This window comes from Ensifer sp. LC384, from assembly GCF_001695865.1.
Classification (GTDB): Bacteria; Pseudomonadota; Alphaproteobacteria; order Rhizobiales; family Rhizobiaceae; genus Ensifer.
Map to the genome: position 1 here is coordinate 51,833 of NZ_MBST01000010.1, position 13,237 is coordinate 65,069.

The following is a 13,237-nucleotide window of genomic DNA, read 5'->3' on the forward strand; positions in this document are numbered from 1 at the left end:
ATGAGTTGCGCTGCTCGACTTCTGGGAGGATGTCATGGGACTGAAGCGTTTGTTGATTGCTGGTGCGGCCGTGGTGCTGACCGCCTTTCCGGCCGCGGCCGGTGAACTCTCGTTCTGGCACGCCTATGCGGGTCAGCAGGACAAGGTCGATTTCATCAACTTCGCACTGGACGAATTTGCCAAGGCCCATCCCGACATCAAGCTGGATGTGGTTGCGGCCGAGCAGTCGGCCTATAAGACCAAGCTCAACACGGCCATGGCGTCGGGCAATCCGCCTGACGTGTTCTACACGCTGCCCGGCGGCTTCCTGAACGCCTTCGTCAATGGCGGACAGATGTATGCGCTCGACGCGGACCTCGCCAAGGACGGCTGGGGCGACAGCTTCCTTGAAAGCGCGCTGGCGCAGACAAGCAAGGATGGTCATGCCTACGCCGTTCCCGTTGATGTCGACTCCGTCGTCTTCTGGTACGACAAGGCGCTCTTTGCGGAAAACGGCTGGACGGTGCCGTCGAGCTACGATGAGCTTCTGGCATTGGCCGAGACGATCAAGGGCGAGGGCATTGTCCCGTTTGCGCTTGGCAACAAGGACGCCTGGCCCGCGACGTTCTGGTTCCAGTATCTCGAAATGCGCCTCAAGGGATCCGGTGTGGTTTCCTCCTTCGTCAACAAGGATGCCAAAGCCGCGCTCGGCGATGAGGCGACCAAGGCGTTGGAACATGTCGCCGCGCTTTCGAGCAAGGGCTATTTCCCGATCGGCTTCAACGGCATGGGAGACCAGGAAGCCAACATGCTCTTCCTCAACGGCCAGGCGGCGATGATGCTGAACGGCACGTGGCAGATCGGCGCCTCCGCGGATGCGCCTGAAGGCTTCGAGCTCGGCTACTTCGCCTTCCCGACAGTCAAGGACGGGGCTGGTGACCAGTCTGACGTCCTGGCCGGCGTCGCCGCCACATTCGGCATCTCGCAGAAGGCCGAGAACAAGGCCGATGCCGTGACCTTGCTCAAGTTCCTGACGTCGCGCGAGGTGATGACCAAGTATGTCGAGCTTCGAAAGACAATGGTCACGGTGAAGGATGCGACGACCGAGGCGGCCGCAGGCCCTGTCCTGTTCGATATCAGCAGCAAGCTGATGGCTGCTGCTGGCCGCCTCGATCCCTTCTATGACACGGCGATGCCGCCGGCTGCGACCAACATCTACTACACATCGCTCCAGGGCGTGCTTGACGGCTCGGTGCCGCCGGCCGATGCAGCCAAGCGTCTCGAGGATGCGCTGCGGGCCGACAAGTAGATCGCCGCCAGCGACATGACCCGCTTGCGCGGCGAGCCGCTCGCCGCGCAAGCCCTCCATGGAGCCCGAGAACGATGAGTACCAGCAAAGGCATTGCCAGCAGCCACAACAGGGCGGCACTCCTGTTCCTGTCGCCTGCATTCCTGCTCATTGCAGCCTTCGTCGCCTATCCCGTCGTCTATGCCGGTTGGCTCTCGCTTTTCCGTTGGGACGGAGCGTCTGCACCGGTCTTCCAAGGGGCAGGCAATTTCGTCCGCCTGGCCGGCGACCCGATCTTCTGGCGGGCGCTTGGTCGAAACCTTCTCGTCGCGCTTTCGGCGATGGTTTTCCAGGTGTTTCTGGCGCTTTGCATCGCCTACTGCCTAGTGCGCATCGTGCCCGCCTTCAGCCGGATATTCCTGTTCTTCTATCTTGTACCGGTGATGGTCAGCGAGATCTGCATCGGGCTGCTGTGGCGCTTCATGTACAATCCCTATTTCGGCCTGGTGAACGCGGCATTCGGCGCGCTTGGGCTGGACGGCCTGAAGCGCGGTTGGCTCGGCGAATCCGGCACGGCCTTCTCGGCCGTGGTGGTGGTGATGAGCTTCACCTATCTCGGCCTCTACGTTCTGCTTTTCGTGGCCGCGGTGCGGAGTGTGCCCGAAAGCGTCTATGAGGCTGCCGAGATCGACGGGGCCGGCCATTTCACCAAGTTCTTCTCGATCACCATCCCGATGGTCGGAGACGCGGTGCGTGCCAATTCTCTCCTTGGGATCATTGGCTCGCTCAAGACCTTCTCGCTCGTCTTTGTCCTGACCAATGGCGGCCCGAACCATGCAAGCGAGGTGGTTTCCACCTACCTCTACAAGATGGGCTTCGGCAGCTTCGAGATGGGCTACGCCGCAACGATCGGCTTCACGCAGATGCTGCTGACGGCGATCGGCGCCTGGCTCGTCTTCCGGTATCTGAAAAGAGCCGGCGTCGGCGGGAGAACTTGAGCCATGGGTGCCGTTCGCCGCTGGACCGTGACCAACACGGTGGTCCTTGTTCTCCTGACGCTGCATGTGCTGCTGGTGGTGTTCCCGTTCATCTGGATGATCTACAGCACCTTCAAGACCAACAAGGAGTTCATGCGTTCGGTCTGGTCTTTCCCGCGGAGCTTCTCGCTTGACGCCTATGTCGGTGCCTGGAGCGGCGGCGCGCTTGGCGGTTACGCGGTCAATTCGCTACTGATCATGGCAGGAGCGACGATTATCACGGTGGTCGTCGCGACCTTGGCGGGTTATGCGCTAGCGGTTTATCGTCCGCGCTGGATGCCTGCGGTTGAACTCGGCCTGACGGCGGCCATGGCGATACCCGCCTATGTGGCGCTCGTGCCCTTGGTGGTGATGCTTCGTGGCGCCGGACTGCTGGACACGCATATGGGTGTCGTCCTGCCGACCGCCGCATTCAACGTGCCGGTCACGATCTTCATCATGCAGGCCTTCTTCAACACGCTTCCGCGCGAACTTTTCGACGCGGCGCGCATGGATGGTGCTTCCGAGTGGTCGATCTTCGCCCGTGTTGCGCTGCCGATCGCCCGCCCGGCGATGTTCACCGCGGCGATCGTCAACATGATCTGGGTCTGGAACGATTTCCTGTTTCCGGTCGTCTTCATCAACAGTCCGGCGCGCAAGACATTGCCCGTGGGCCTCACGGATTTCGTCGGCGAACACATCACCAATTATCCGGTGATGCTGGCGGCAATCCTGATCGCCGCCATCGCGCCGCTGGTCCTCTTCATCTTTTTCGAACGCCAGATCACTGCCGCTTTGCTCGGCGGTGCCGTCAAGGAATAGCCGTTAATGACCCGGCTTCAGCCGGGTCCAATGCAGGAGAAGTTTCATGTCGCCTAAAGAGCTCGATTTTGCCAGCCGGGCAGTTTTCTACACGCCGGAGGAGCATTCCCAGTCGATCAGCTACCCGATCTACATGTCGGCGAACTTCCAGTATGGCGGCGACATCTACGACCAGATCGTCGCCGGCGCGCGCAAGGAAGTGAACATCTATTCGCGCTGCGGCAACCCGACCGAATACAAGTTCGAAGAACACATCGCCCAACTGACGGGCGGAACCGCCTGCCTGGCCACGGCTTCCGGAATGGCTGCGATCTCGCATGCGCTGTTCGGCATCCTGAAGGCGGGAGACCACATCGTTGCCGATCTCACCACCTATTCGAGCACGCACGAGTTTTTCGATCACCGCGCGGCCGATTTCGGGCTGAAGGTCAGCCTTGTCGATTGCACCGATGTTCGGGCGGTCGAGAATGCGTTTACCGATGAGACCAAGGTCCTCTACGTCGAGGCGATCGCCAATCCGACCATGAAGGTGCCGCCACTGAAAGCCCTGGTGGAACTCGCCCATGCGCGCGGCATCGTCGTGATTTGCGACAACACTTTCGCATCGCCTGCGGTTTGCCGACCCCACGAGTTCGGTGTCGACGTCGTCGTCGAAAGCGCGACCAAATTCATCGGCGGCCACAATGATGCGGTCGGCGGAGTGATCACGCTGAAGTCGGACATCCTGCCTGCGGATTGGCTGGAGGACGTGCGCTGGAACACGCTCAACAAGCTCGGCGCACCGCTGTCACCCTTCAATGCCTGGTTGTTGCTCCGCGGTGCGCAGACGCTTGCGCTGCGCCTGGAAAAGCAGTGCGCCAACGCGCTTGCGCTTGCAAAACACCTGGAAGCGCATCCCAAGGTCAAGCGGGTCTTCTATCCGGGGCTGCCCTCGCATCCGAACCATGCCTCGGCGAGCGAGCAGTTGCGCGGCGGCGGCGCCATGCTCTCCTTCTGCGTCGAGGACGAGGCTTCGGGTGTACGGCTCTTAAAGCGGCTGAAGCTCGGCTCGTTCGCGGCAAGCCTCGGCGGACTGCGCACCACGACGCAGATGCCCGCGACCATGGCCTTTCTCGATATTCCCAGCCAGGAGCGCGAGGCGATGGGCGTGGTCGATGGCCTGGTGCGTTTCTCGGTCGGCATCGAACATGTTGACGACATCATCGCCGACGTAGATCAGGCGATAGAACAAATGCATCTCGATCTCTAGGGTTTGTGCAATGGCAGCGATCGTCCTTCTCGGGGATATCAATATCGACCTGGTGCTTGATATCCCCGCCTACCCGCCCGAGGGGGGAGAGGCGATCGCAACCGCCCAGCGGCACATGCTGGGTGGTTCGGCCACCAACACGGCGATCGCGCTTTCGCGCGCCGGCCACGGCTGCCGGCTGATCGGCCGGGTGGGACAAGACGCATGGGGACAGCAGGCGCTGTCGTCGCTCGAGGATATTGGGGTCTCGACGGCGTGGATCGGCCGGGATCCGTCTGAGCCGACGCAAACGAACATCGTGACCGTCGGCAAGAGCGGCGAGCGAACGATGTTTGCCTATCGCGGAGCCAATGCGCATTTGTCCCCGGCATCGATCGTCGGCGATACCTTTGAGGATGCAGCGCTCTTCCATCTCTCCGGCTACGCCTTGTTGCAAAGTCCGCAGTCCGACGCAGCGGTTAGAGCGATCGAGCTTGCTGAAGAACGAAATATCCCCGTCACTCTGGATATTCCCGCCGGCGTTGCCCTGTCGGTTGCGCCGCAGGTGCGCAATCTGCTGCCGAAACTCGACACCATCATGCTGGGCGGGGCCGATCTTGCGCCGCTGGCAGGAGGAGGCCCCGACACGTCTGCTGACGAGATGATCAAGTCGCTGTTGCATCAGGGTGTGAAAAGGATCGCCCTCAAGCATGATGCCATGGGGTCGTCTCTCCACCAAAATTCCGGGGTTGAAAGCGCGCCGTGGTTTTCGGTCGCTGCCGTCGACACGACAGGGGCCGGCGACGCCTTCGCGGCCGGGCACATTATCGGGCGGCTGTCCGGATTGCCCGGAGCTGAATGCTGCCGGCTTGCCAATGCGTTCGGGGCCGTTGCGGTGACCCGGCAGGGGGCCGGAACGTCGATGCCCGCGCTGGCGGAGGTTATGGAGCTGATTGGTGCCGACAACGGCAATAGGCTGAGAAAGCCGGCTTGAGGGAAGAGCTGGAACGACCGTAACGCGTCAAGCCTCAATACTTGCAGGATCCAAACCGAACATAGGCTGACAGCCCAAAGTACTTCTCTGTTTGCTCGAAAGCGTTCAAAGCGCCCTTGTGGCGGGCAAGATGCGGCTTCCGAAGACGCCGCCAGCGGCGCAACCGGGAATGCCAGAGAAACAATCAGGCGAAGCTTCCTCGTCGGAAATCGTCCTTGGTCTGATTTGTGTAGGCCATTACTTACATTGCCAAATGTGACGTCATTGGCACCCCCAGCCTGTTGCCGAGCGGACCTTTGCCCGTTCTCGATTGCGTCGGCAGGTCGATCTGAACCTCAGGCAATCTGTGTTTCGACTGAAACCACTGCCTTTGGTCGCTAAACTGCACCAGGATCCGACGCGACTTTGCTGCATTCAAATCATTGGAAATATGGGATTTCTCAGAACCAAGAGTCATGTGCGGTGCCGGCGAGCCAACGACTGGCCTAGCCAAAGGGAGTGTTGACCCTTCCCCGTTACGCCAGCAGTTTTTTCGCAAACAAAGATCATTCCTTGGGAGGGAACATGTCTGGTCCGTGCCGGTCGCTTATGCACTCGTTTGCCATCGCCTCGATCGCCTTGCTCTATGGACAGGGGGGAGCGAGGGCCGATGAGAAGCTCTTTATCTACAATTTCTCCGACTATTTCGCGGAGGATACCATTTCGAACTTCGCCAAGCGCACGGGCGTGGATGCCCGTGTCGATTTCTTTGACTCGCTCGAAGTTCTGGAAACGCGCCTGCTGGCAGGGGGAAGCGGATTCGACGTGACCTTTCCAAGCGCGACCGTCGGCGAGCGGCTCATCCAATCGGGTGCGCTGAAGCCGATCGATGCTTCCGGTCTCAAAAACTATAAGAACCTGGACAAGGATCTTCTGAAGCTCGTTGCCGAACATGACCCCGGCAATCAGTACCTCGTCCCGTACATGTGGCTGACGACAGGGATTGCCTACAATCCGAAGCTCGTCGAGGAGCGGGTTGGCGGCGCCCCGACGAACAGCCTGGACATGTTCTTCAAGCCGGAACTGGCGCAGAAGTTTCAAGACTGCGGCATCGGCATCGTCGATGCGCCGAACGAGGTGGTGCCGATCGCCCTGAACTATCTCGGGCTGGATCCCTATTCGACAAAACAGGAAGATCTCGACAAGGCCAAGGACCTGCTCCTCAAGCTACGCCCGTACATCCGCCACATGCAGAGCGGACAACTGGTGGCGGACATGGCCTCCGGCCAGCTGTGCCTGGCGATGATGTGGAGCGGCGATGCGGGCATTGCCGCAGCGCGCGCGGAAGAAGCCAACAACGGCATCGCGGTCGGCTATTCGATCCCGAAGGAGGGCACCATCATCTCCTTCGATACGATGGCCGTCCCTAGCGATGCGCCTGACCCGGAGCAGGCCCTGGCCTTCATCGACTACGTTCTCGAGCCGAAGACCGTCGCCGACATCAGCAATCACGTGTTCTACGCCAATGCCAATGCTGCAGCCACGCCGCTGGTCGACGAGGCGATCCGCACGGACCCGAACGTCTATCCGCCCGCGGAGGTTCGCTCCAAGCTCTTCGTCGACAAGTCGCTGCCCCCGCGGCAGGCCCGTGAGCGCACCCGGGTGTGGACCGCCTTCAGGGCCGGCAACTGAGCGCGCCGACAAGCAGAAGGATGTCCGTATTGCAATCCTACGTCTCCATCGAGAACCTCTCCAAATCCTTCGGCCTCTTCACCGCCGTCGACGACATTTCGATCGGCATCGGGAAGGGGGAATTCTTCTCGCTTCTTGGTCCATCCGGATGCGGGAAGTCGACCCTGCTGCGTATGATCGCCGGCTTCGAAACGCCGACGTCGGGTGTCGTCCGGCTCGACGGGGAAGAGGTCACGGATGTTCCGGCCCATCGCCGGGCAACGAACATGATGTTCCAGTCCTACGCGCTCTTTCCCCATCTGTCGGTGGGCAAGAACATTGCGTTTGGCCTGCAGCAGGACCGGCTGGCACGGAGCGAGATCCGGCAGCGCGTCAGCGAGGTGGCCGAAAAGCTGCAACTGACTGCGTTGCTGGATCGCAAGCCGCAGCAGCTGTCCGGGGGGCAGCGGCAACGCGTCGCGTTGGCGCGCGCACTGGTCAAGCGGCCGAAGGTGCTGTTGCTGGACGAGCCACTCGGCGCGCTCGACAAGAACCTGCGCACGGAAACCCAGCACGAGCTGGTCAGGCTCCAGCGGGAGCTGGGGCTAACCTTCATCATCGTCACCCACGACCAGCATGAGGCAATGACCGTGTCGTCGCGTATTGCGATCATGCGACAGGGGAAAGTACTGCAAATCGGATCGCCTGCCGAAGTCTATGAAACACCGGTCTCCCGCTACGTCGCGAAATTCCTGGGTGAGGCGAACGTGTTCGAAGGCGGCACCGCCAGGCGCTCCGGCAATGAGCTGAAAATCGAAAGTGCGGAGGCCGGCGGTTCGGTGCTTGCCACCGCCAGCGACCATATTTCAACCAATGGTCGCTACTGGGTGTCGGTGCGCCCAGAACGAGTGGAACTCAACAAACAGGGCAGCGGTCTCGAGGGCGTTGTCGAACAGTTCAGCTATGCCGGATCCGGGCGGCATTACCGGGTGCGCCTGAAGAGCGGAGCAACGCTGGACGCGCTGCGCGTCAACTTAGGCGCCCAGGACGACCTGTCGGTCGGTGACACCGTGTTTGCGTCATGGATGCCGCAGGCCGCCCGTCTGCTGGCCGACTAGGGGAACGACATGATGCAATCAAAACCTAATCTGGGCCGGCGCGCGCTGGTGCTCGTCCCATATGGCTGGCTGGCGATCTTCTTTCTCATGCCGTTCCTGCTCGTGCTGGCGATCAGCCTCTCGTCCGTTCGTCTCGGCATGCCGCCCTATGAGCCGCTTTATGCCTGGCAGGGTTCGCTGCTCAGCATTCGCCTCAATCTTGAGAACTTCATCTTCGTCCTGGGCGAGAATACCTATCTGCTTGCCTATCTCACCAGCCTGAAGGTGGCGGCGATTTCGACGGCGCTGATGCTGGCGATCGCCTATCCACTGGCCTACGGCATCGCAAGTTGCTCGCCTGGGTCGCGCTCCTTCCTCATCTTCCTCGTAATCGTGCCGTTCTGGAGCTCGATGCTGATCCGCGTCTACGCCTGGATGAGCATCCTGCGCAACGACGGGCTCTTGAATTCGCTGCTCCTGCACCTCGGCGTCATTTCCGAACCGCTGCGGATCATGAACACCGAGACCGCGATCTATATCGGCATCGTTTATACCTATCTGCCGTTCATGGTGCTGCCGATCTACGCCAATCTCAGTGCCAGCGACCGCACCCTGATCGAGGCGGCACGCGACCTCGGATGCTCGCGCATGGCGGCGTTCTGGCGCGTCACGTTTCCGCTCAGCCTCAGGGGCGTTGCCGCGGGGTGCGCGCTGGTGTTCATCCCGGTTATCGGCGAGTTCGTCGTGCCCGATCTCTTGGGAGGTGCGGACACTCAGATGATCGGCAGGACGATCTGGATCGAGTTCTTCAACAACCGGGACTGGCCGGTAGCCTCCGCCGTCACCGTGCTGCTTCTCGTCATCTTGGTGATACCGATCGTCCTTTTTCAGACACGTTTGTCTCGAACCTCTACTGCATAATTCCTTAAATCGGAATCGATTTAAGGATAAGATTATGCAGCAAGTTCAAAGTGCTACAGCGTCCATTGCGCGTCATATTTGACGCGGCGCTGTAAGTGAGGAGCGACTATGCCCCAGCCATCCCTGTTCAACCGGCTTTCCATCTTTGTCGGGCTTACCTTTCTCTACCTGCCGATCGTGGTTCTGGTCATCTACAGCTTCAACGCCTCGCGACTGGTCACGGTCTGGGGAGGTTTCTCCACCCAGTGGTACACGGCCGCGATCAGCAACCAGTCGATCGTCGAGGGGGCGAAGGTCAGTTTTCTCGTGGCGGCGATCTCGGCAACATTCGCGACCGCGCTCGGATCGCTGGCGGCGATCGTGGCTGTGAGAATTCGGCGCTTTCGCGGCCATCACATCTTCAACGGCATGCTGGTGGCGCCGATGGTGATGCCGGAGGTCGTCATGGGCGTGTCGATGCTGTTGATGTTCGTGACGTTGGGCATCGATCGCGGACCGGTGACGATCACACTTGCCCACGCCACCTTCACCATGTGTTTTGCGGCAGTGGTGATGCAATCCCGTCTGGCCGAACTCGACCCGTCGCTTGAGGAGGCGGCAAGAGACCTCGGCTGCCCGCCATTCCTGGCGTTCATCAAGGTGGCCGTGCCGAACATGGCTCCGGCCTTCGTTTCGGCCTGGTTGCTGTCGTTCACGCTGTCGCTCGACGATCTTGTGCTATCGAGCTTCACGACGGGCCCCGGAGCCTCGACCTTGCCCATGAAGATCTATTCGCAGATCAAGTTCGGCGTGACCCCTGAGGTCAATGCCATATCGACGATCATCCTTGGTGTCGTCGTCTTCGGCCTGGTGGCATCACGCATCGTCTCCAGGCCATCGGCAAACAGCAGCCTTGCCGTATAAAATCGGCCGGGCGACCGAGCACATTTCGATCATAAGGCTTCGGCTGCGTGAGACAGACGCCCGTCAGTTGCAGGCAAGCTCGCCCGTCAACTGCCCGCGCTTGGCGAGGTAGCCCAACAGCGGGTCCTCGTAGACGTTTCTGGCCGAAGAAACGGAGTCTATGAACAGCGCGAACAGCGCCGTCTGCGACGTGATATCCAGCTTTGAATAGAGGTTACGCCGGTGCAGCTTCACCGTTGCCGGCGAGATGCCGAGCCGCGTCGCAGCCCCTTTGACGGAATAGCCGCGCAGCACGAGTTGAGCGACCTGGCATTCGCGCTCCGTCAGGATGCTGCGGCCGAAATTGCCGATCGCCTGGGCAAGCGCCTTCTGCAACGCGGAGCCCTCGCCATCGAGCGTCTCGGGTCTCAGGTCGCGGAAATGGCGGATGACTGCCGTCCGCAGGATCGGAGCCAGGCTCTCGAGCAACGCCACTTCCTGCTCGCTGAAGGCTATGCTCGACCGCTTGCGGCCGAGGGAGATCGCAATCTTCGAGGCGTCGCCGAGGCTGACGATGAAGTTGAACTCGTCGTGAAGTCCGGAGTGCTGATAGTATTCGCGGTAATACTGGGTTCGATCGAACGATGGCGCGATCTGGCTTAGGCGATAAAGCCCGTCATCCTCATTCTCGACCGCGAGTTGATAGAACGGATCGAGCCGGTAAGGTCCCTGAAGATAGTGCCGGATGTCGGACAGGCCGCGATGCGTCTGCCAATCGTTGAACAGTATTTTCGGCGCGCTGTCGCCCCGATAGAGCAGGATCAGCCCTGCATCCACGGAAACATGCTGCTTCAATGCCTCAGTCAAACGCTCCTGGAAATCCATTCGACCGATATTGCCGATCAGTGACATCGCCAGTTCATTGATTGCAGGCGACTGCGTCACCGTGCCTGGCTCGCTCGTCGCGATACTCCCATTCATGCCTGCGTCCTCCCTCGCGCGAGCGTAGGTCAGTTTCAAAACGGCCGCAAGGGACGGCCGCAGCCTGTTGCAGGCTGGGCAAGGATGCTTGCGGCGGTCGCCGATCGCGCGGACCTAGCCCTTTGGAGTATTCCGCTTCCGGCCGCATTGCCGCTTACTCCATGCATCAGGTTCATCGGTTCTGACCTCGGGAGGGAAAGACGTGCGCACCAAGAAAACACGTGTTCTGCTGCACCAGCTTCTGGCTGGCACCATGCTCGCCGCGCTTGCGGCCGGATCATCTTTTACGGTTGCGAATGCGGCCGCCGATCTTATCGCGGTCAATGGCGACGTGCGGACCGTTGACCCCAATGCGCCGCGAGCCGAAGCCTTTGCCGTCGAAGGCGGAAAGTTCGTGGCAGTCGGCACCAGCGCCGAGATCCGGTCGCTCGCCGACGGCAAGACCACCGTGCTCGATCTCGGCGGCAAGACGGTCACGCCCGGCTTCATCGACGGACATACGCATCTGACAAGCGGCACGGACTACGTCACCGGCGTCGATCTCTCCTACATCCCTGACAAGGAAACGTGGCTGAAGAAGATCAAGGAGGCGGATGAACGCCTGCCGCCAGGCGTGTGGATCACTGGAGGCGGCTGGGACTATACGCTGAAGGAGGGCAAGCTTCCGACGAAGGAAGACATCGACGCCGTGGTCAAGGATCGCCCGGTCGTTCTGCGCGATATCGATTTCCACTCGATCTGGGTGAACAGCAAGGCCTTGGAAATCAGCGGCGTCACGGCGAAATCCGAGGTGCCTGCCGGTGGCGAGATCGTCGTCGACCCCAAGACCGGAGAACCGACCGGGATCCTGCTCGAAGGGGCGGGCGATCTCGTCACCAACAAGAAGCCGGCCTATTCCGACAAGGAGCGCGCCGAAGCGCTGCTGCAGACCGTGAAGTTTGCCAACAGCGTCGGCCTGACCGGCGTTCACGACATGTCGTCCATCGCTGCCGCCTACGATTATCTGAAGCTCGTCGAGGACAAGACCTTGTCGTTGCGGGTTTGGTACGGCTTCTTCGAAGACAAGGCTGCAAATATTCCGGCAGCGGCAAAGGATCGTGAAGCCGTCGACAGCCGTGTGGCTGCCAGCGGTGAAACCAAAGTGAAGGGTCCGCTCCTGACGGTCGGCTACGCCAAATCGGTCGTCGACGGGGTGCTTTCGACCCATACGGCCTACCTGCTTGAAAACTATTCGGATCGCACGGGATGGAAGGGGGAGCCATTCCAGTCGGAAGGGGATCTGAGCGCGCTGATCAAGGCGGCCAACGACAACGGCTTCCCGACTGCCGTTCACGCGATCGGCGATGCCGGCGTCCAGATGACGCTGAACGCATTCGAAAAGGGGCAGTCTCCCGGCAAATACCCCAATCGCGTCGAGCATATCGAGATCATCAGTCCGCCCGATATCGAGCGGTTCAAGAAGCTCGGCATCGTGGCGTCGATGCAGCCGAACCACGCAACCGGCACGATCGGAAAATACATCACCGAGCGGGTGGGCCATGAGCGCGAAAGCCATGCCTATGTCTGGAAGTCGATGCTTCAGAACAAGGTTCCGGTCGTATTCGGATCCGACTGGGCGACGTCGCCGCTCAGCCCGCTGACCCAGATCAACGATGCCGTTTTCCGCGAAAGTCCGTTCGGGCTCGGCGACGGCCCATGGCATCCCGAGCAGGCCGTCACGTTTGACGAGGCGCTGTTCGCCTACACTCAGGCCGGCGCCAATATGACGCCGTGGGCCAATGAGATCGGTTCGATTTCGACCGGTAAATGGGCCGATTTCGTCGTGCTCGACGCCAAGCTTCCCGATCCCGTCGACCGGTCCATCCGAAAGCGGCATGTCGAGGCGACCTATGTCGCCGGAACGGAAGTCTATCGGGCGAAGTAACGGCGGCCAACCGCATCCGGCGGGACCGGGTTTTTCTCGTGTCCCGCCAACAATTGTCCATGCATTCAGGAGCATAAATGTCCAAGGTCATGAAAATCGATCGCAATGGCGTCGGCCGGCGCGAGCTGGAAAAATGCAGCGTCGTGCCCGTCGAGGCGATCCTGTCGGGTTTTGCCGACGAGATGGGTGACGTCCACTTCGAGAGCGCCGACGGTTCGGTCGTCGTCGGCACATGGCAATCGACGCCCTATGCCGAAATGCTCTCCTACCCCAATGGGGTGGAATACAGCGTCATCCTTTCAGGCAAAGTCTCGATCACCAGCCCGGACGGATCGGTGGAGACGTTCGAAGCCGGCGAAAGCTACTTCCTGCCGCAGGGGGTGAAGGTCCGGTTCGAGGTGCTGGAGACGATGCGCAAAGTCTATGTCCTGCACACCGCGAAGACCGACGGGTGA

At 60.8% G+C, this 13,237-nt stretch carries 12 protein-coding genes; 11 read left to right on the top strand and 1 reads right to left on the bottom strand.

What is annotated here, in order from left to right; genetic code table 11:
- Nucleotides 1-34: 34 nt before the first annotated feature.
- The 9 genes from BC363_RS10750 (at nucleotide 35) to BC363_RS10790 (ending at nucleotide 9,898) form a co-directional block, all read left to right on the top strand.
- Complete coding sequence (locus BC363_RS10750) at nucleotides 35-1,288, top strand: extracellular solute-binding protein (protein ID WP_141690275.1); 1,254 nt, start codon at nucleotides 35-37, stop codon at nucleotides 1,286-1,288.
- Nucleotides 1,289-1,362: 74 nt separating this feature from the next.
- Complete coding sequence (locus BC363_RS10755; RefSeq protein ID WP_065781719.1) at nucleotides 1,363-2,265, top strand: sugar ABC transporter permease; 903 nt, start codon at nucleotides 1,363-1,365, stop codon at nucleotides 2,263-2,265.
- 3 nt (nucleotides 2,266-2,268) lie between these two features.
- Nucleotides 2,269-3,105, top strand: coding sequence for a carbohydrate ABC transporter permease (locus tag BC363_RS10760; protein ID WP_065781718.1), 837 nt, complete (start codon nucleotides 2,269-2,271; stop codon nucleotides 3,103-3,105).
- 46 nt (nucleotides 3,106-3,151) lie between these two features.
- On the top strand, nucleotides 3,152-4,354 hold the full coding sequence (locus tag BC363_RS10765; protein ID WP_065781717.1) for an aminotransferase class I/II-fold pyridoxal phosphate-dependent enzyme: 1,203 nt from the start codon (nucleotides 3,152-3,154) through the stop codon (nucleotides 4,352-4,354).
- A gap of 10 nt (nucleotides 4,355-4,364) precedes the next feature.
- Complete coding sequence (locus tag BC363_RS10770; RefSeq protein ID WP_065781716.1) at nucleotides 4,365-5,327, top strand: carbohydrate kinase family protein; 963 nt, start codon at nucleotides 4,365-4,367, stop codon at nucleotides 5,325-5,327.
- Nucleotides 5,328-5,891: 564 nt separating this feature from the next.
- Nucleotides 5,892-6,998 carry a polyamine ABC transporter substrate-binding protein gene (locus tag BC363_RS10775; RefSeq protein ID WP_083223419.1) on the top strand — a complete coding sequence of 369 codons (1,107 nt, stop codon included), beginning with the start codon at nucleotides 5,892-5,894 and terminating at the stop codon, nucleotides 6,996-6,998.
- Between the two features lie 29 nt (nucleotides 6,999-7,027).
- Nucleotides 7,028-8,095 (top strand): ABC transporter ATP-binding protein, encoded by a 1,068-nt coding sequence (locus BC363_RS10780; RefSeq protein ID WP_244519848.1) that lies wholly within the window; start codon nucleotides 7,028-7,030, stop codon nucleotides 8,093-8,095.
- Nucleotides 8,096-8,107: 12 nt separating this feature from the next.
- Complete coding sequence (locus BC363_RS10785; RefSeq protein WP_348272161.1) at nucleotides 8,108-8,995, top strand: ABC transporter permease subunit; 888 nt, start codon at nucleotides 8,108-8,110, stop codon at nucleotides 8,993-8,995.
- A gap of 108 nt (nucleotides 8,996-9,103) precedes the next feature.
- Entirely contained in the window at nucleotides 9,104-9,898 is a 795-nt protein-coding gene (locus BC363_RS10790; protein ID WP_065781712.1) for an ABC transporter permease subunit, read from the top strand.
- A gap of 63 nt (nucleotides 9,899-9,961) precedes the next feature.
- Here BC363_RS10790 and BC363_RS10795 read toward each other — a convergent pair whose 3' ends face one another.
- Nucleotides 9,962-10,858 carry a LuxR family transcriptional regulator gene (locus BC363_RS10795; protein WP_065781711.1) on the bottom strand — a complete coding sequence of 299 codons (897 nt, stop codon included), beginning with the start codon at nucleotides 10,856-10,858 and terminating at the stop codon, nucleotides 9,962-9,964.
- Nucleotides 10,859-11,060: 202 nt separating this feature from the next.
- On the opposite strand from BC363_RS10795, the gene BC363_RS10800 reads away from it, so the two are divergent.
- Together BC363_RS10800 and BC363_RS33445 are read left to right on the top strand one after the other, a co-directional pair.
- A complete protein-coding gene (locus tag BC363_RS10800; protein WP_202618558.1) occupies nucleotides 11,061-12,782 on the top strand; it encodes an amidohydrolase in 1,722 nt (573 codons plus the stop codon).
- Nucleotides 12,783-12,859: 77 nt separating this feature from the next.
- Complete coding sequence (locus BC363_RS33445; protein ID WP_083223418.1) at nucleotides 12,860-13,237, top strand: cupin domain-containing protein; 378 nt, start codon at nucleotides 12,860-12,862, stop codon at nucleotides 13,235-13,237.